Consider the following 17,190-nt stretch of genomic DNA (forward strand, 5'->3'; position numbering starts at 1 on the left):
CATGCAGGATGAGTTCAACGACCCGCTCTGGCGCACGGTGCTGTCTGGCGCGCAGATGCTGTTCGTGGCGTTTGGCGCGTTGGTGTTGATGCCGCTGATTACCGGCCTCGACCCGAATGTCGCGCTGTTCACGGCGGGCCTCGGGACTCTGCTGTTCCAGGTGGTCACCGGGCGGCAAGTGCCGGTGTTCCTGGCGTCGAGTTTTGCCTTCATCACCCCGATCATTCTCGCCAAGGGTCAGTTCGGCCTCGCGGCGACCATGGGCGGGGTGATGGCGGCCGGTTTCGTTTATACCTTTCTCGGCGTGGCCGTGAAGATCAAGGGCACCGGTTTCATCGACCGTTTGCTGCCACCCGTGGTGATTGGTCCGGTGATCATTTCGATCGGCCTGGCGATGGCGCCGATTGCCGCAAACATGGCGATGGGCAAGGCCGGTGACGGTAGCGAGCTGATTCATTACCAGACAGCAATGATGATCTCCATGCCAGCGCTGCTGACGACGCTGATCGTGGCGGTGTTCGGCAAAGGTATCTTCCGTCTGGTGCCGATCATCTCCGGCGTACTGGTCGGGTTTGGCATGGCGTTCTTCTTCGGCGTCGTCGACACCGCGAAGATCGCTGCCGCGCCGTGGTTTGCGTTGCCGCACTTCACCGCTCCGGAATTCAATTGGCAGGCGATTCTGTTCATTGTCCCGGTGGCGCTGGCCCCGGCCATCGAACACATCGGCGGTGTGATCGCGGTCGGCAGCGTGACCGGGCGTGATTACCTGAAAAAACCCGGCCTGCACCGCACGCTGTTTGGCGACGGCATCGCAACCACCGCAGCCGGGCTGCTCGGCGGTCCACCCAACACCACCTACGCCGAAGTGACGGGCGCAGTGATGCTGACCAAGAACTACAACCCGAAAATCATGACCTGGGCGGCAATCTTTGCCATCAGCCTGGCGTTTATCGGCAAGTTCGGTGCGCTGCTGCAAAGCATTCCGGTGCCGGTAATGGGCGGGATTCTCTGCCTGTTGTTCGGATCGATTGCGGCGGTGGGCATGAACACCATGATCCGCCACAAGATCGACCTGAGCGAAGCGCGCAATCTGGTGATTGTCTCGGTCACGCTGGTATTCGGGATTGGCGGTATGCTGATCGGCACCGGTACCGGCGCGCAGGACTTCGGCCTCAAGGGCATCGCGCTGTGCGCCGTCGTGGCGATTGCGCTGAACCTGATTCTGCCGGGCAATGACAGCTGGAAGCACAAGAAGGCGGATGAGCCGCTGTTGTAAACAAACTTCAGGTTTTTTGCTGCCTGAAAGAATGTCATCGCGGGCAAGCCTTGCTCCTACAGGGTTGAGTCGATTCACCATGGTGTGTTCGACACAACTCCCGTAGGAGCAAGGCTTGCCCGCGATGCTTTTGGGGATTTACAACGCGAACGGCGCTCGCTCGCACAAGGTTTTCAACGCCTGCGCCCAGTGCGGGTCGTCGTTGAGACACGGCACCAGCACCAACTCCTCGCCCCCCGCCTCGCGGAACTGCTCGAGCCCACGGTCACCGATCTCTTCCAGGGTTTCGATGCAGTCGGCCACGAATGCCGGGCACATCACCAGAATCTTCTTCACGCCTTGCCTGGCCAACGCGTCGAGACGCGCTTCGGTGTAGGGTTCGATCCATTTGGCGCGGCCCAGCCGTGACTGGAAAGACACCGACCATTTGCCATCCGGCAAACCCATGCGCTTGGCAAACGCCGCGGCGGTGCGCAGGCACTGACCGCGATAACAGGTCGCGACCACTTCCGGCGGCGCGCCGGCGCAGCAATCACCGCCCCCGTCAAAGTTATGGCCAGGGTTGAGTTTCTTCAGGTGCCGCTCCGGCAATCCATGAAAGCTCAGCAGCAGGTGATCGTAATCCTGTTCAAGGTACGGCTTGGCGCTGGCGACCAAGGCATCGAGGTATTCCGGCTGATCGTAAAACGGCTGGAGAATCGAAAACTGCACACTCAGTTTCTTCTCGCGCACCACACGTTTGGCTTCTTCAATCACCGTGGTCACGGTGCTGTCGGCGAACTGTGGATAAAGCGGTGCGAGCGTGACCTTTTTGATCCCTTGAGCGGCCATGCGGGTCAACACCGACTCAATCGACGGCTCGCCGTAACGCATGGCCAACTCGACCGGCCCTTGGGTCCACTGTGCGGTCATCGCTTGCTGCAAGCGGCGACTGAGCACCACCAGCGGCGAGCCCTCGTCCCACCAGATCGAGGCATAGGCGTGAGCCGATTGCTCAGGGCGCTTGATCAGAATCAGCGAGACCAGCAAACGTCGTACCGGCCACGGCAAGTCGATGACGTAAGGGTCCATCAGAAATTGATTGAGGTAGCTGCGCACGTCCGCCACCTGTGTGGAAGCGGGCGAACCCAAATTGACCAGAAGCAACGCGTTATTGGTCATGCAACGTCCTATTTCAAAGGCGGCTGGACACGTCGTCCAGAGCCGCGCGCAAATCAGTGAACCGGAAAGTGAAACCCGCCGTCAGCAAGCGCGTCGGCGTCGCCCGCTGGCCGCCCAGCAGCAACAGCGACAACTCGCCAAGACCGATCCGCAACGCAAAAGCGGGCATCGGCATGAACGCCGGCCGGTGCAAAATGCTGGCGAGGGTCTTGGCAAACTCGCGATTACGTACCGGTTTTGGTGCGCACGCATTATAAGGACCGCTGGCGTCTTTCTGATGCAGAAGAAAATCAATCAGGCCGATTTGATCATTGATATGGATCCACGGCATCCACTGCCGACCATTGCCGATCGGCCCGCCCAGCCCCACTTTGAACGGCAATAACAGCCGCGACAAAAAGCCGCCCTCCGCCGACAGCACCAACCCGGTACGCACCAGCACCACACGTATCCCCAGCGCCTCGGCGCGCTGCGCGGTCTCCTCCCAGGCGATGCACAACTGACTGGCGAAGTCTTCGCTGACCGGCGGCGATTTCTCGGTCAACTCACGCTCGCCGCCGTCGCCGTACCAGCCGACTGCAGAGCCCGAAATCAACAGCTGCGGTTTCTGCTCGCGGCTTTCAAGCCACGCCAACAGGGTTTCGGTGAGCCTGATCCGGCTGTTCCAGAGCAGCGCCTTGCGTCGATGAGTCCAGAGACGATCGGCAATCGGTGCACCCGCGAGATTGATCACCGCGTCCACCGGCTGTTGGCCAATGTCTTCCAGATGCCCAACGCCACGTACCTGAGTGCCACATAATTTGGCCACCTTTTCGGGCCTGCGACTCCACACCGTCAGGCTGTGACCCTGGCTCAACCAGTGTCGGCAGAGTTGACGTCCTATCAAACCAGTACCGCCGGTCAGCAATATGTGCATGACATCTTCCTCGCGTGGCGTTTTACCCCAATCACTAGTCTATTTTTATAAGCAGGGATGTTTCGGATCGGACAGGCTCTGTGTTTAACAATAGGCCAACCTGCCAGAACGAGAACGCTTAAAGTTATACCAGAAAACAATATTGTATAGGTTTAACCCGAAGCGTAGCCTGTACAGAGAGGTAAACGAGGCCCCTATGACTGTACCCATCGCAATCATCGGCACCGGCATCGCCGGACTTTCGGCAGCCCAAGCCCTGCAAGAGGCCGGGTACGTCGTTCAATTGTTCGATAAAAGCCGTGGCAGCGGCGGTCGCATGTCGAGCAAACGCAGCGACGCCGGCGCACTGGACATGGGCGCACAATATTTCACCGCCCGCGATCGCCGTTTCGTCATTGAAGTCCAGCGCTGGCAAGCCAATGGCTGGGTCGCTGAATGGACGCCGCAGCTCTATAACTATCATGGCGGCATACTCAGCCCGTCGCCGGACGAACAGACCCGCTGGGTTGGCACCCCGCGCATGAGCGCCATCACCCGCGCGCTGATCGGCGACACAGAAGTGCATTTCGCTTGCCGGATTACCGAGGTCTATCGTGGCGAAGAACATTGGCATTTGCAGGATGCCGAAGGCTTCACCCACGGTCCCTTCAGCCATGTCGTCATCGCCACGCCGGCGCCACAGGCCACTGCCCTGCTGGCTGCCGCACCGAAACTCGCCGGGGTCGCCGCCGGGGTAAAAATGGACCCGACCTGGGCCATTGCACTGGCCTTCGAAAAACCGCTGGAAACGCCAATGGAAGGCTGCTTCGTTCAGGACAGCCCGCTCGACTGGCTGGCTCGCAACCGCAGCAAACCGGGGCGCGACACGACCCTCGACACCTGGGTATTGCATGCCAATAGCAACTGGAGCCGACAACACATCGACCTGCCTAAAGAGGCGGTGATCGAGCAACTACACGGCGCCTTTGCCGAGTTGCTGCACGACTCCATGCCCGCGCCGATCTTCAGTCTTGCCCATCGCTGGCTCTACGCGCGCCCGTCCAGCAGCCATGAATGGGGCGTATTGGCCGACGCCGACCTGGGCTTGTACGTGTGTGGCGATTGGTGCCTGTCCGGGCGTGTCGAAGGGGCCTGGATGAGCGGTCAGGAAGCGGCTCGTCGCCTGCACGAACACCTGCAATAAAGAAAGCGCATCAACCGATGGGGTGGGCGTAGGAGCTGCCGCAGGCTGCGATCTTTTGATCCTGATTGACGGCATCTGCGGCGCAACCATCAAGAAGATCGCAGCCTGTGGCAACTCCTACAGGGGTTTTGCCCTCAAGAAAAACCTATACAAACAATTTGACTTGTACACCTTTGGTTCTATGATCAAACCGTGTTGTACAGCGCGAACAGCCTGTACAGATATAGATCCGAGGTGCCTCCATGCCCCGCGACTCCGCGAGCAAGCCAAAACCTGACACTCAGCCCCATGACGACGCCCCCGGCGTCGACTATCAACAGGCCCTTGAGGAAGGTTGGCTGCCGATCCGCGATGTCGCTCGAATCACCGGCGTCAACGCCGTCACCCTGCGCGCCTGGGAACGCCGTTACGGGTTGATCGTGCCGCAGCGCACGCCCAAGGGACACCGGCTGTTTTCGGCCGAACATGTGCAGCGGATCCATAACATCCTTACCTGGCTCAATCGCGGCGTCGCCGTCAGCCAGGTCAAGCAACTGCTGGACACGCCGCCAGCATTGAGCGAACCCGTCGAAAATGACTGGCACGTCCTGCGCCTGAAGCTGATACAGGCGATCAGCCAATTGGTCGAGCGTCAGCTCGATGACACGCTCAATCAGGCCATGTCGCTGTATCCGCCACGCACCTTGTGCGAGCAACTACTGATGCCACTACTGACTCAACTCGAACAGCGCTGGCAAGGGCAGTTCGGCGCGCAGATGGAGCGGACGTTCTTTTATTCCTGGTTACGCAGCAAGTTCGGCGCGAGGATCTACCATAACAACCGTCAGTTGCGCGGTGCGCCGTTGCTGCTGATCAATCATTCCGACCTGCCCCTGGAGCCGCACCTGTGGCTCACCGCCTGGCTGATCAGCAGCGCCGATTGCCCCGTGGAAGTCTTCGACTGGCCGCTGCCGGCCGGCGAATTGGCGCTGGCGGTCGAACATCTGCAGGCGCGTGGTGTGCTGCTGTATTCCAGTAAATCGATCAATCTCAAACAATTGCCGAAACTTCTGAACAAGGTCAGTTGCCCGAAACTCATTGTCGGGCCAACGGTATGCATTCACCACGCCGAGTTGTCCGTAAGAACCTCTGAAGTCGCTGATTTGTCCCTGGCCGAAGATCCGTTGTCGGCCCATCAAGCATTGGTTCAGCGCGGGCTCATTTAAATGCTTGTACGGAAACCACCATGCAATTGATCTGGCTGCGCTGCGATTTGCGCCTGCATGACAACACCGCCCTCTCGGCCGCCGCGGCTCGCGGACCGTGCCTGGCGGTGTACCTGTTGAGCCCGCAGCAATGGCAGGCCCACGACGACGCGCCGTGCAAAGTGGATTTCTGGCTGCGTAACCTGCGCGAGTTGAGCCTCGCCCTCGGCGATCTGAACATTCCCTTGCTGATCCGTACTGCGGCGCGCTGGGATGACGCGCCACAGGTGTTAGGCCAGTTATGCACGGAACTGAACGTCGAGGCGGTTCACGTCAACGAGGAATACGGTGTGAACGAAAGTCGTCGTGATGCGGCCGTCACCAAGACTCTCGACGCTGCGGGCATTGGTTTTTATAGCTATCTCGATCAATTGCTCTTCAAGCCCGGCAGTGTGCTGACCAGGACCGGCACTTACTTTCAGGTCTTCAGCCAGTTCCGCAAAGTCTGCTACGCCCGCCTGCACGGCGCACTACCCCGACTGATTGCCGCCCCCGGAATTCAGGCGCCAACGGCCATCAACAGTGACCCGATTCCATCGCAGGTCGAGGGCTTCGACACGCCATGCGGACACCTGCGCGCATTCTGGCCGGCCGGCGAACGTGAAGCGCATCGGCGTCTGGAGAACTTCGCCCAAGGGCAGATTGATGACTACAAAGACCAACGCGACTTTCCGGCAATACCCGGCACCAGCCAATTGTCCGCGTACCTCGCGGCCGGGGTGATTTCGCCACGCCAGTGCTTGCACGCGGCCTTGCAAAGTAATCAAGGCGAGTTCGAAAGCGGCAGCGTCGGCGCCGTTACCTGGATCAACGAGCTGCTCTGGCGTGAATTCTACAAACACATTCTGGTGGGCTATCCGCGGGTCTCCCGGCACCGCGCCTTTCGCCCGGAAACCGAAGCCCTGGCCTGGCGCGATGCACCGGATGAGCTGGCCGCCTGGAAAGAGGCACGCACCGGGTTGCCGATCATCGACGCCGCCATGCGCCAACTGCTCGAAACTGGCTGGATGCACAACCGTCTGCGGATGGTAGTGGCGATGTTCCTGACAAAAAATCTGCTGATCGACTGGCGCGAAGGTGAGCGTTTTTTCATGCGCCACTTGATCGATGGCGACTTGGCCGCAAACAACGGCGGCTGGCAGTGGAGCGCTTCGACCGGCACCGATTCGGCGCCCTGGTTCCGGATTTTCAACCCGTTGAGCCAGTCGGAAAAATTCGACGCTGATGGTCTGTTCATCAAGCACTGGATACCAGAGCTGGCGGGGATGAACAAAAAAGCTATCCACAACCCGGCGGCCATAGGCGGACTGTTTGGTGTGGCCGGCTATCCGCAGCCAATCGTCAATCTGGGCCTGACACGCGAACGTGTGCTGGTGGCGTTCAAACAGCTGCCTTCGCGTCTGGATGTCGGAGCGATACATGGCTGAAAAGGAGAATGGGATGAGTCGTACAACTCCACGGCGGTATTGGTTGACCGGAGCCGGCAATGGCATTGGTGCTGCACTGGCCGAAGAACTGTTGAAGTCCGGCGCGCACCTGGCGGTCAGCGCCCGCACAGTTGCGCCATTAAAAATCCTGGCCCAGCGGTATCCGGGGCAAGTGCTGGTGGTGGCGGGCGATTTGACCAACAGCCAGGCCGTGCGCGAAATCGGCGAGCAGATCCAACAGGACTGGGGCTCGCTGGACACTGTGATCCTCAACGCCGGCACCTGTGAATATGTCGACGCCAAACAGTTCGACGCCTCGATCATCGAACACGTGGTGCGCACCAACCTGCTCGCCAGCAGCTATTGCATCGAAGCCGCGTTGCCGTTGCTGCGCGCAGGGATCGCGCCCCATCTGGTGGGCATCGCCAGTTCGGTGACTTACCTGCCCCTGCCTCGGGCCGAAGCCTATGGTGCCTCGAAAGCCGGGCTGCGGTATCTGTTCGAATCCTTGCGTATCGATCTGGCATCGGAAGGCATTGAAGTCACCGTGATCAGCCCAGGCTTCATCGACACCCCGCTGACCGAGAATAACGACTTCCCCATGCCACAGATCTGGCCAGCCAACAAAGCCGCGCGATATGTCGTCGGTAAACTCAAGCAGCGCCCGCAGGAAATCGCCCTCCCGGCCCTGTTCATGGCCGCACTCTGGCCTCTGTCGAAAATATCCAACCGCGTAAAGTGGGTGATCGGCAAGCGCATGGTCAGGAATTCGCCGCCGATCATGGATAAGCCGTAAACATTTCATGGCCCAACGCCGATCGGCAACCTCATCTGGCTGAGCGTCCGTCAGGCCTTTCACACAGCATCGACGCGCTGCCTTACACTGCGCGTCTATGAACACTATCCCCCTCAAGACCATCGCCGAACCGGCAGTCACCTGCTCGACCTGCGCAGCCTGCTGTTGCCAGCTCGAAGTCATGCTGATCACGGACACCGGCGTGCCCGAACGTTTTATCGACACCGACGATTGGGGCGGGGAAGTCATGCTGCGCCTGGATGACGGCTGGTGCGCCGCGCTGGATCGCGACAGCATGATGTGCACCATTTACGAAAAACGCCCGCTGATCTGCCGGGAGTTCGAAATGGGCGCACCGGAGTGCATCGACGAGCGTCGGGGGATTGCGACGGCGTATCGCTGAACGAGAAATACAGGCACTGAAGATCTGATGTGGGAAGGGCCGGGCGACGTTCGCTTGCTCGCGAAAGCGGAGTATCAGTCAGTATCAGTGTTGAATGTTAAACCGCATTCGCGAGCAAGCCCGCTCCCACATTATTAAAAGCAGCCAATGCTTACAACGGCATCGTGTAATGCAACGCGTAGCTTTCTATACCGTCATTGAATTTGCTGAGGCCGGCGTCGGAGTAGTGCGTCGCGCGAATCCCGACTTCATGTCCACCGGCAAACCGCAGACCGAAGCCCAGGCGGTCTTCGAACTGAAAGGCCGAACCCAACCGGTTGTCTTCCACTTCGGTGTGAGCAAACAGCGCAACACCAATACCGGCCTCCAGATACGGCTTGATGGATTGCCCGGAAAACTCGTAAACGAACACCGGAGAGAACGATAGGCTGTGATTGCTTGCTGTCTTGTCACCATTCCAATAGGTGTACGCACCGCTCCAGTAGCCCGTCACGCGCCCGACATCACTCTGTAGCCAGCTCTTGTCCCAATCCCATTGCAGGCCCAGGCGATAAGTCTGGGTCGAATCGGTGGTCTGGCCAACCGCAAACTCGACGCCCGCCGCTTGCGCGGCCAAACCGTGCCCCAACAACGCAGCCGCAATCGCGGCCAAACAGAACAGTCGCTTCATGAGAAACATCCTTTTCCGAACGATTTTGTTTGGTTTTTTGGCTCAACAGGCGAGTAATAAAAATCCGTGCTTCGACAAAAACTCACCCATTCGAAGCGCGCCCCCAAAACGTTCTACACACTGAAGCTTCGCACAACCCCGGAGTTATGCCATAGCAATGGCAGGATATTTCTAAGGTGCTCAGGGCTGGCACTGGTCCAGAATTGCGCGTCACGAGACGGCCCGTCTGCGAGCAACTCACGCTCGGCGAGCAGGCGTTGGGTTTGCCGGGCAACGGCAGCGCCTGTGTCGATCAGGCTGATGTCGGCGGGGATCATCTGCTTGAGCAATGGCTTGAGGAAAGGATAGTGCGTGCAGCCCAAAATGATCGTGTCGCAGCCGTCCGCCAGCAAGGGTTCAAGATATCCCGCCAACAACTGACGCAGCTCAGGACTGTGCAGATCACCTGACTCGATCAACTCCACCAGCCCTGGGCAGGGCTGAGTGATGACCCGAACATCGCTGGCAAAACGGTCGAGCAAGGCGGCGAACTTGGCGCTCTGCAAAGTACCGGTGGTGGCAAGCACACCGACCACGCCACTGCGGGTCGCCGCTGCTGCCGGCTTGACCGCCGGCTCCATGCCGACGATGGGCCAGTCCGGATAATCGCGACGCAAATCCGCGACACCGGCCACGGTTGCCGTGTTGCACGCGACAACCAAAGCCTTGGCACCCTGCCGCTGAAAAAACTCCGCCACCACACTGCAACGGTGGCGAATGAACTCGGGGGTTTTCTCGCCGTAGGGAATATTCCCGCAATCGCCGACATACAGCAGCGACTCATTGGGCAACAGATGCTGGATCTCGGCCAGCACCGACAATCCACCGACGCCGGAATCGAAAACGCCGATGGGCGCCTCACGCATGTTTGGACCCACAAACACTACACCCTGGATCACGCTTGACCCTCAATTCACGAAAACGTGTGCCCAAGGCATCGATCAACAGCAACCGCCCCACCAACGGCTCACCGAAACCCACCAACAGTTTCAGCGCCTCAAGGGCTTGCAGGCTGCCGACCAGCCCCACCAGCGGACCGAGTACGCCGGCCTCGCTGCAGGTCAGTTCGGCTTCGCTGCCGTGCCCGTACAAACAGTGGTAACACGGGCTCTCGGCGCGACGTGGATCGAACACCGACAACTGCCCTTCGAGACGAATCGCCGCGCCGCTGACCAAAGGTTTGCGCGCCGCCACACAGGCTGCGTTCACCGCTTCACGGGTGGAAAAATTGTCGGAGCAGTCAAGTACCACGTCGACCGCCGACACCGCAGCGGCCAACGAGTCTTCGTCCAGCGCGGCGCGATGGGCGATCAGTTGAATCTCGGGGTTGATCGCCGTCAAGCGACGGATAGCCGAGTCGACCTTGCTCAGGCCAATACTGTCGGTGTCGTGAATGATCTGGCGTTGCAGGTTGGTCAGGTCAACCGTGTCGAAGTCCGCCAGATGCAGCTCACCGACCCCTGCCGCCGCCAGGTACAGCGCGACCGGCGCACCGAGCCCGCCAAGGCCGACAATCAATACGCGGCTTTGTTTGAGTCGCAACTGGCCGTCGATGTCGACGTGTTGCAACAGAATCTGCCGGCTATAGCGCAACAACTCCTGATCATTCAGCACGGTAGACGCCCCAGACTGATACGTTCATGGCCACCGAGATCCTTGCGGCTCTGAACCTCTTCAAAACCTTGGGTCAGCAGCAAATCGCGCACGGCATCGGCCTGATCGTAACCGTGTTCGAGCATCAACCAGCCGCCAGCTTCCAGATGCTGCGGCGCCTGGGCGATGATCAAACGCAGATCATCGAGCCCATCAGTGCCAGCCACCAGCGCACTGGCCGGCTCGAAACGCACGTCACCCGCTACCAGATGTGGGTCGGCGGACGCAATGTAAGGCGGGTTGCTGATGATCAGCGTGTAGCGATGCTCTTTCAGCGCACTGAACCAGTGACTGCTGAGCACGGTGACATTGTTCAAGTGCAAACGCTGGCGATTGCGCTCGGCCAGGCCCACGGCTTCGAGGATCCGGTCTACCGCCGTGACCTGCCAGGCCGGACGCTCACTGGCCAGGGCCAGGGCAATCGCGCCACTGCCGGTGCCCAGATCGAGGACCAAGGCCTGCGTTGCAGGCAACAGTTCCAGCGCAGTCTCGACCAGCAACTCGGTGTCCGGGCGCGGGATCAGCGTATGCGGCGCGACTTCCAGATCAAGTTTCCAGAAACCCTGTTGGCCGAGGATGTACGCCACTGGTTCACCGGCCCGGCGACGCTGCAGGTACTCGGCAAACGTCAGCGCGGCTTCGCTGGGAACGATGCGTTCCGGCCAGGTGTGCAGAAAACTGCGAGACTTGCCCAGGGCTGCGGCCAACAGCAATTCGGCATCCAGACGCGCGGTCGGCGAATCGGGCAAGTCGGCTGCGCGTAACAAACTGGCAATGATAGTCATTTATTCACCTATCGCTGCCAGTTGATCAGCCTGGAATTCGGCCAGCAACGGCTCGATCACGGCATCGACGCCACCCGCGAGGATTTCGTCGAGGGAATACAGCGTCAGGTTGACCCGGTGGTCGGTGACCCGGCCCTGGGCAAAGTTGTAGGTACGGATTCGCTCGGAGCGGTCGCCCGAACCCACCAGCAGCTTGCGCTCGCTGGCGATGGCATTCGCCGCGGCGCTGGTTTGCTGGTCGTTGAGTTTGGCCGAGAGCCAGGACATCGCCCGCGCCCGGTTCTTGTGTTGGGAACGCTCTTCCTGACACTCGACCACGATGCCCGACGGCAAGTGAGTGATACGAATGGCCGAGTCGGTCTTGTTCACGTGCTGGCCGCCCGCGCCAGAGGAGCGATAGGTATCGACGCGCAAATCTGCCGGGTTGATCTCGATCGCTTCCTGTTCGTCCGGCTCCGGCAACACTGCCACCGTGCAGGCCGAGGTGTGGATACGGCCCTGGGATTCAGTGGCCGGAACCCGTTGCACGCGATGTGCACCGGACTCGAACTTCAGCTTGCCGTAGACATTGTCGCCTTCGACCCGCGCGATGACTTCTTTATAGCCACCGTGTTCCCCGATGTTCTCCGACAGAATCTCGACCCGCCAGCCACGCCGCTCGGCGTAACGCGAATACATGCGGAACAGGTCGCCGGAGAAGATCGCCGCCTCGTCACCACCGGTACCGGCACGGATTTCCAGGAACACATTGCGCCCGTCGTTCGGATCCTTGGGCAGCAGCATGCGTTGCAGACTGGCTTCGTGTTCGATCAGTTGCTCTTTGGCTTCGCGTACTTCTTCGACGGCCATTTCGCGCATGTCCGGATCGCTGTCCTTGAGCAGCGCCTGGGCACCTTCGAGGTCACCCTGAACCTTGAGCAGCTGTTTATAGGTGGCGACAATCGGCTCAACTTCCGCGTATTCCTTGGAATAGGTGCGGAACTTGTTCTGATCGGAAATGACTTCGCCATCGCCAAGCAAGGCGGTCAGTTCCTCGAAACGGTCCTGGAGGATGTCCAGCTTATTGAGCAGTGACGCTTTCATTGCGGTTTTTTATCCGAAGAGCTATCCGAAGAGCCCTCACCGAGGGCAAAGAGTTCCTGGGCCATGGCCAGCGCATCGAGGCGGCCTTCGGCAGTAAGCTTTTTCAACTGCACGCTGGGGGCATGCAACAGTTTATTGGTCAGGCCACGGGCCAGTTGCACCAACACGTCTTCAGCGCTGCTGCCATTGGCGAGCATGCGCTGGGCTTTTTGCAGTTCTTCATCACGCAGGCGTTCGCTCTGTTGACGATAGGCCTTGAGTACATCCACTGCCGCCAGTTCACGCAGACGGGCCATAAAGTCGTCGGCGCCGATGGAAACCATCTCCTCCGCCGCCTGGGCAGCACCCTGACGGCTCTTGAGGTTCTCGGCGACCACTTCATGAAGGTCGTCGACGCTATAAAGGTAAACGTCGTCCAACTCGCCGACTTCCGGCTCGATATCCCGTGGCACGGCGATGTCGACCATGAAGATCGGCTTGTGCTTGCGCAGCTTCAAGGCACTTTCTACCGCGCCTTTGCCAAGAATCGGCAACTGGCTGGCGGTGGAGCTGATGACGATATCACTGCGCACCAGTTCTGCCGGGATGTCCGAGAGCAGCACCGCGTGGGCACCGAACTGTTCAGCCAGGATGCTGGCGCGTTCCAGGGTCCGGTTGGCGACCACGATCCGCTTCACGCCCAACTCATGCAAATGGCGAGCGACCAGGGTAATGGTCTCGCCAGCGCCAATCAGCAAGGCCTGGCTGCGCTGCAAGTCACTGAAAATCTGTTTCGCCAGGCTGACCGCGGCAAACGCCACGGAAACCGGGTTTTCACCGATAGCGGTGTCGGTGCGCACCTGCTTGGCGGCATTGAACGTGGCCTGGAACAAACGCCCAAGCAGCGGACCAATGGTGCCGGCCTCGCGGGCCACGGCGTAGGCCGATTTCATCTGGCCGAGAATCTGCGGTTCGCCCAATACCAGCGAATCGAGCCCGGAGGCGACACGCATCATGTGACGAACTGCCGCGTCATCTTCATGCACGTAAGCGCTCGCGCGCAGCTCTTCGAGGTTCAAATGGTGATAATCGGCCAACCAGCGCAGTACGGTATCCGCCGAAAGCTGATCCTGTTCTATATAGAGTTCACTGCGATTGCAGGTGGAGAGGATCGCAGCTTCGCGGCTGTCGGTGAGTCGGCAGAGCTGCTGCAAGGCCTCAACCAGCTGCTCCGGGGTAAAAGCCACGCGCTCGCGGACGTCTACGGAAGCAGTCTTGTGGTTAATACCGAGTGCAAGGAAGGCCATTCAAGGTCGCTGATGATGTCGAGAAGCCGACAATTGTCCTACTTCGCCTGACTCAGAACAACCACTCGATATCCATTGCCCTCGTAGGAGCTGCCGAAGGCTGCGATCTTTGGTGTTTTCAAGGACGTCGAACGGCAAGATCAAAAGATCGCAGCCTTCGGCAGCCCCTACCGGGGATTGGACGCATACGTAAATTGACAGGCCGGTTATGTTTGGCCGAAGGCTTGTGTCATGATGATCCGACCGCAGGTTAGTCGTCCTCTTCCTATATGAATAGATCTTCCGCGTTGCTCCTCGCTTTTGTCTTCCTCAGCGGCTGCCAGGCTTTGGCGCCCGTTTCATCGGACGGTACGCCGCCGGTCGAAGGCAGCACGAAGGCCCCTGAAAAGCCCAAGGTTTACAGCTCGTTCAGCGAAGACACAATCTTCAGCCTGCTGAGCGCGGAACTGGCTGGCCAGCGCAATCGTTTCGACATTGCCCTGGACAACTACGTGACCCAGGCCGTCAACACCCAGGATCCGGGCATCTCCGAGCGAGCCTTTCGCATCGCCGAATACCTGGGCGCCGACCAGGCAGCGCTTGATAGCGCGCTGATCTGGGCGAAAAACGCCCCGAACGACCTCGAAGCGCAACGTGCCGCCGCCGTGCAGCTGGCCCGTGCCGGGCGTTATGACGACTCCATGGTCTATATGGAAAAGGTTCTGCTGGGCAAGGGCGATACCCATTTCGACTTCCTCGCCCTGTCTGCGGCCGATACCGACCAGGACACCCGCAACGGTCTGATGAAAAGTTTTGACCGCTTATTGCTGCGCCACCCGAAGAACGGTCAGCTGATTTTCGGCAAGGCTCTGTTGCTGCAACAGGACGGTGACTCCCAGGGCGCACTGACCCTGCTTGAGAAAAATCCTCCGGAAGCCGGTGAAATCGCCCCCATTCTGCTGCGTGCGCGTCTCCTGCAAAGCCTCAACCGTGGCAAGGAAGCGCTGCCGCTGCTGGAAAAAAACATTCGCAAATACCCGAACGACAAACGCCTGCGCCTGACTTACGCACGCCTGTTGGTCGAACAAGACCGCATGGACGACGCCAAAGAGCAGTTCTCAAGCCTGGTCCAGCAGTATCCGGAAGACGACGAGTTGCGCTACTCCCTGGCACTGGTTTGCCTGGAAGCCAAGGCCTGGGACGAGGCCAAGGGTTACCTGGAAGACCTCATCGCCCGGGAAAGCCATGTCGACTCGGCCCACCTGAACCTGGGTCGTATCGCCGAAGAACGCAACGACCCGCAAGGCGCCCTGATCGAATACGCATTGGTGGGCCCGGGTAACGACTATCTGCCGGCGCAACTGCGCCAGTCCGATATTCTGATGAACAACGGACGCACCGCCGAAGCCCAAAGCCGTTTGGCCAGAGCGCGCGACGAACAACCGGATTACGCGATCCAGTTGTATCTGATCGAAACCGAAACCCTGTCCGCCAATAAACAGGACGATCGTGCCTGGGCAGTCCTTGATAAAGCCTTGAAGCAATATCCGGACGATCTGAACCTGCTCTATACCCGGGCCATGCTGGCGGAAAAACGCAATGACCTGGCGCAGATGGAGAAAGACCTGCGACTGATCATCAAACGCGACCCGAACAACGCAATGGCGCTGAACGCCCTGGGCTACACCTTGTCCGACCGCACCACGCGTTACGCCGAAGCCAAAACGCTGATCGAGCAAGCGCACCAGTTGAACCCGGAAGATCCGGCTGTTCTCGACAGCCTCGGCTGGGTGAACTTCCGCCTGGGCAACCTCAATGAAGCCGAGCGCTACTTGCGTCAGGCCCTGGAGCGTTTCCCCGATCAGGAAGTCGCGGCGCACCTGGGCGAAGTCCTGTGGGCCAACGGCAAGCAGCGTGAAGCCAAGCAAATCTGGGGTAAGTTCCTCAAGGAACAACCCGACAGTCCCATCCTGCGCAGCACCATCAAGCGCCTGACCGGTTCCGAGACTCTTTAAAATCATGTTTTTGCGCCACGCTATCGTTTTCAGCTTCATCGCCCTGCTCGCCGGTTGTGCGGGCTTTGGCGCCCGTGAATCCGTAGAGGGTCACGGCAACCCCGCGCAATGGCGCGAACACAAACAGCAACTGACAGGCCTTGATGGCTGGCAAATCAACGGCAAGGTTGGCATTCGCGCCCCGAAAGACTCGGGCAGTGGCACCTTGTTCTGGCTACAACGACAGGACTATTACGATATTCGTCTGTCCGGCCCGCTGGGTCGCGGTGCGGCACGTTTGACCGGTCGCCCTGGCCAGGTATCGCTGGAAGTGGCCAATCAGGGTCGCTTTGAGGCCCCAACGCCTGAAGCCCTGCTCGAAGAACAACTGGGCTGGAAGCTGCCGGTTTCGCATTTGGTCTGGTGGGTTCGCGGATTACCCGCACCTGACAGCAAAAGCCGCCTGAACCTGGATGCCAACAGTCGCCTGGCCAATCTCGAGCAGGATGGCTGGCAAGTCGAGTACCTCAGCTACATCCAGCAAAACGGTTACTGGCTGCCCGAGCGGATCAAACTGCACGGCACCGACCTTGACGTCACGCTGGTGATCAAGGACTGGCAACCACGCAAATTGGGGCAATGACATGCCTGCCACTCGCCTGACCCTGCCCTCGCCGGCAAAACTCAATTTGATGCTGCACATTCTGGGTCGCCGTGAAGACGGCTACCACGAGTTGCAGACGTTGTTTCAATTTCTCGATTACGGCGACGAAATCACCTTCGCCGTACGCGATGACGGTGTCATTCGTCTGCACACCGAATTCGACGGCGTCCCTCACGACAGCAATCTGATCGTCAAAGCCGCAAAAAAACTTCAGGAGCAATCCGGTTGTTCGCTGGGGATTGATATCTGGATCGAAAAAATTCTGCCCATGGGCGGTGGAATCGGTGGTGGCAGTTCGAATGCGGCCACCACTTTGCTGGGTCTCAATCATCTCTGGCAACTGGGTTGGGACGAGGATCGACTGGCCGCTTTGGGCCTGACGCTGGGCGCGGACGTCCCGGTTTTCGTGCGTGGGCACGCGGCTTTCGCCGAGGGCGTGGGAGAAAAGCTCACCCCTGTAGACCCCGAAGAACCGTGGTATGTCGTGCTTGTGCCGCAAGTATCTGTAAGTACAGCAGAAATTTTTTCAGATCCGCTGTTGACACGTAACTCTTCTCCCATTAAAGTGCGCCCCGTTCCCAAGGGAAACAGTCGATATTACTGCTTAACGGTGGTATGAAGTCGTTTTCTT

General features: G+C 59.5%; 16 protein-coding genes and 1 pseudogene. 9 read left to right on the plus strand and 8 right to left on the minus strand.

The genetic code is table 11. The features are described 5' to 3' along the window. The first annotated feature begins 1 nt into the window (after position 1). The gene (locus tag ACIPIN_RS20840) at positions 2–1,276 is read left to right on the plus strand and encodes a uracil-xanthine permease family protein (protein ID WP_071553352.1); all 1,275 of its coding nucleotides are present in this window, start codon (positions 2–4) and stop codon (positions 1,274–1,276) included. Between the two features lie 138 nt (positions 1,277–1,414). Here the strand turns inward: ACIPIN_RS20840 and hemH are convergent, their stop codons facing one another. Continuing rightward, the gene (gene hemH, locus ACIPIN_RS20845; protein ID WP_401121576.1) at positions 1,415–2,437 is read right to left on the minus strand and encodes a ferrochelatase; all 1,023 of its coding nucleotides are present in this window, start codon (positions 2,435–2,437) and stop codon (positions 1,415–1,417) included. A gap of 13 nt (positions 2,438–2,450) precedes the next feature. Beyond that, complete coding sequence (locus ACIPIN_RS20850; protein WP_401121578.1) at positions 2,451–3,353, minus strand: TIGR01777 family oxidoreductase; 903 nt, start codon at positions 3,351–3,353, stop codon at positions 2,451–2,453. 196 nt (positions 3,354–3,549) lie between these two features. On the opposite strand from ACIPIN_RS20850, the gene ACIPIN_RS20855 reads away from it, so the two are divergent. The 5 genes from ACIPIN_RS20855 to ACIPIN_RS20875 all read left to right on the plus strand — a co-directional run bounded on the left by ACIPIN_RS20855 (position 3,550) and on the right by ACIPIN_RS20875 (position 8,406). Then, on the plus strand, positions 3,550–4,536 hold the full coding sequence (locus tag ACIPIN_RS20855) for an NAD(P)/FAD-dependent oxidoreductase (protein WP_401121580.1): 987 nt from the start codon (positions 3,550–3,552) through the stop codon (positions 4,534–4,536). A 242-nt stretch (positions 4,537–4,778) separates the two neighbouring features. Next, complete coding sequence (locus ACIPIN_RS20860; RefSeq protein WP_401121583.1) at positions 4,779–5,741, plus strand: MerR family transcriptional regulator; 963 nt, start codon at positions 4,779–4,781, stop codon at positions 5,739–5,741. A 20-nt stretch (positions 5,742–5,761) separates the two neighbouring features. After that, entirely contained in the window at positions 5,762–7,207 is a 1,446-nt protein-coding gene (gene phrB, locus ACIPIN_RS20865; RefSeq protein WP_401121586.1) for a deoxyribodipyrimidine photo-lyase, read from the plus strand. A gap of 13 nt (positions 7,208–7,220) precedes the next feature. Continuing rightward, a complete protein-coding gene (locus tag ACIPIN_RS20870; RefSeq protein WP_401121589.1) occupies positions 7,221–8,003 on the plus strand; it encodes an SDR family NAD(P)-dependent oxidoreductase in 783 nt (260 codons plus the stop codon). Positions 8,004–8,100: 97 nt separating this feature from the next. After that, on the plus strand, positions 8,101–8,406 hold the full coding sequence (locus tag ACIPIN_RS20875) for a YkgJ family cysteine cluster protein (protein WP_401121591.1): 306 nt from the start codon (positions 8,101–8,103) through the stop codon (positions 8,404–8,406). 151 nt (positions 8,407–8,557) lie between these two features. Here ACIPIN_RS20875 and ACIPIN_RS20880 read toward each other — a convergent pair whose 3' ends face one another. The 6 genes from ACIPIN_RS20880 to hemA all read right to left on the minus strand — a co-directional run bounded on the left by ACIPIN_RS20880 (position 8,558) and on the right by hemA (position 13,922). Next, positions 8,558–9,076, minus strand: a complete 519-nt coding sequence (locus ACIPIN_RS20880) for an acyloxyacyl hydrolase (protein ID WP_401121593.1) — start codon at positions 9,074–9,076, stop codon at positions 8,558–8,560. A gap of 113 nt (positions 9,077–9,189) precedes the next feature. After that, positions 9,190–9,981: a glutamate racemase gene (gene murI, locus ACIPIN_RS20885; protein ID WP_401121596.1), complete on the minus strand. Its 792-nt coding sequence runs from the start codon at positions 9,979–9,981 to the stop codon at positions 9,190–9,192. Continuing rightward, entirely contained in the window at positions 9,974–10,729 is a 756-nt protein-coding gene (locus ACIPIN_RS20890) for a molybdopterin-synthase adenylyltransferase MoeB (RefSeq protein ID WP_401121599.1), read from the minus strand. Before ACIPIN_RS20890 ends, murI begins: the two co-directional genes overlap by 8 nt. Further along, positions 10,723–11,553 carry a peptide chain release factor N(5)-glutamine methyltransferase gene (gene prmC, locus ACIPIN_RS20895; RefSeq protein WP_401121601.1) on the minus strand — a complete coding sequence of 277 codons (831 nt, stop codon included), beginning with the start codon at positions 11,551–11,553 and terminating at the stop codon, positions 10,723–10,725. Before prmC ends, ACIPIN_RS20890 begins: the two co-directional genes overlap by 7 nt. Next, positions 11,554–12,636 (minus strand): peptide chain release factor 1, encoded by a 1,083-nt coding sequence (gene prfA / locus ACIPIN_RS20900; RefSeq protein ID WP_401121604.1) that lies wholly within the window; start codon positions 12,634–12,636, stop codon positions 11,554–11,556. After that, positions 12,633–13,922: a glutamyl-tRNA reductase gene (gene hemA / locus ACIPIN_RS20905; protein ID WP_401121605.1), complete on the minus strand. Its 1,290-nt coding sequence runs from the start codon at positions 13,920–13,922 to the stop codon at positions 12,633–12,635. Before hemA ends, prfA begins: the two co-directional genes overlap by 4 nt. 269 nt (positions 13,923–14,191) lie before the next feature. Here hemA and ACIPIN_RS20910 point away from each other — a divergent pair, with 269 nt between their 5' ends. The 3 genes and pseudogenes from ACIPIN_RS20910 to ispE form a co-directional block, all read left to right on the plus strand. Continuing rightward, a complete protein-coding gene (locus ACIPIN_RS20910; RefSeq protein ID WP_401121608.1) occupies positions 14,192–15,916 on the plus strand; it encodes a tetratricopeptide repeat protein in 1,725 nt (574 codons plus the stop codon). Between the two features lie 4 nt (positions 15,917–15,920). Further along, positions 15,921–16,538 carry a lipoprotein insertase outer membrane protein LolB gene (lolB, locus tag ACIPIN_RS20915; RefSeq protein ID WP_401121611.1) on the plus strand — a complete coding sequence of 206 codons (618 nt, stop codon included), beginning with the start codon at positions 15,921–15,923 and terminating at the stop codon, positions 16,536–16,538. Between the two features lies 1 nt (position 16,539). After that, positions 16,540–17,175 (plus strand): annotated as a pseudogene (ispE, locus tag ACIPIN_RS20920) (4-(cytidine 5'-diphospho)-2-C-methyl-D-erythritol kinase); the annotation flags it as partial. Between the last annotated feature and the right edge of the window lie 15 nt (positions 17,176–17,190).

The organism is Pseudomonas sp. NPDC087697, from assembly GCF_044743155.1.
In the GTDB taxonomy this organism is placed as follows: domain Bacteria; phylum Pseudomonadota; class Gammaproteobacteria; order Pseudomonadales; family Pseudomonadaceae; genus Aquipseudomonas.

Coding starts and splice junctions, on each gene's coding strand:
- prmC (WP_401121601.1), bottom strand. CDS start 11,553: ATGACTATCATTGCCAGTTTGTTACGCGCAGCCGACTTGCCCGATTCG.
- ACIPIN_RS20870 (WP_401121589.1), top strand. CDS start 7,221: ATGAGTCGTACAACTCCACGGCGGTATTGGTTGACCGGAGCCGGCAAT.
- ACIPIN_RS20860 (WP_401121583.1), top strand. CDS start 4,779: ATGCCCCGCGACTCCGCGAGCAAGCCAAAACCTGACACTCAGCCCCAT.
- prfA (WP_401121604.1), bottom strand. CDS start 12,636: ATGAAAGCGTCACTGCTCAATAAGCTGGACATCCTCCAGGACCGTTTC.
- ACIPIN_RS20880 (WP_401121593.1), bottom strand. CDS start 9,076: ATGAAGCGACTGTTCTGTTTGGCCGCGATTGCGGCTGCGTTGTTGGGG.
- ACIPIN_RS20910 (WP_401121608.1), top strand. CDS start 14,192: ATGAATAGATCTTCCGCGTTGCTCCTCGCTTTTGTCTTCCTCAGCGGC.
- phrB (WP_401121586.1), top strand. CDS start 5,762: ATGCAATTGATCTGGCTGCGCTGCGATTTGCGCCTGCATGACAACACC.
- ACIPIN_RS20855 (WP_401121580.1), top strand. CDS start 3,550: ATGACTGTACCCATCGCAATCATCGGCACCGGCATCGCCGGACTTTCG.
- ACIPIN_RS20840 (WP_071553352.1), top strand. CDS start 2: ATGCAGGATGAGTTCAACGACCCGCTCTGGCGCACGGTGCTGTCTGGC.
- ACIPIN_RS20875 (WP_401121591.1), top strand. CDS start 8,101: ATGAACACTATCCCCCTCAAGACCATCGCCGAACCGGCAGTCACCTGC.
- murI (WP_401121596.1), bottom strand. CDS start 9,981: ATGCGTGAGGCGCCCATCGGCGTTTTCGATTCCGGCGTCGGTGGATTG.
- hemH (WP_401121576.1), bottom strand. CDS start 2,437: ATGACCAATAACGCGTTGCTTCTGGTCAATTTGGGTTCGCCCGCTTCC.
- hemA (WP_401121605.1), bottom strand. CDS start 13,922: ATGGCCTTCCTTGCACTCGGTATTAACCACAAGACTGCTTCCGTAGAC.
- ACIPIN_RS20850 (WP_401121578.1), bottom strand. CDS start 3,353: ATGCACATATTGCTGACCGGCGGTACTGGTTTGATAGGACGTCAACTC.
- lolB (WP_401121611.1), top strand. CDS start 15,921: ATGTTTTTGCGCCACGCTATCGTTTTCAGCTTCATCGCCCTGCTCGCC.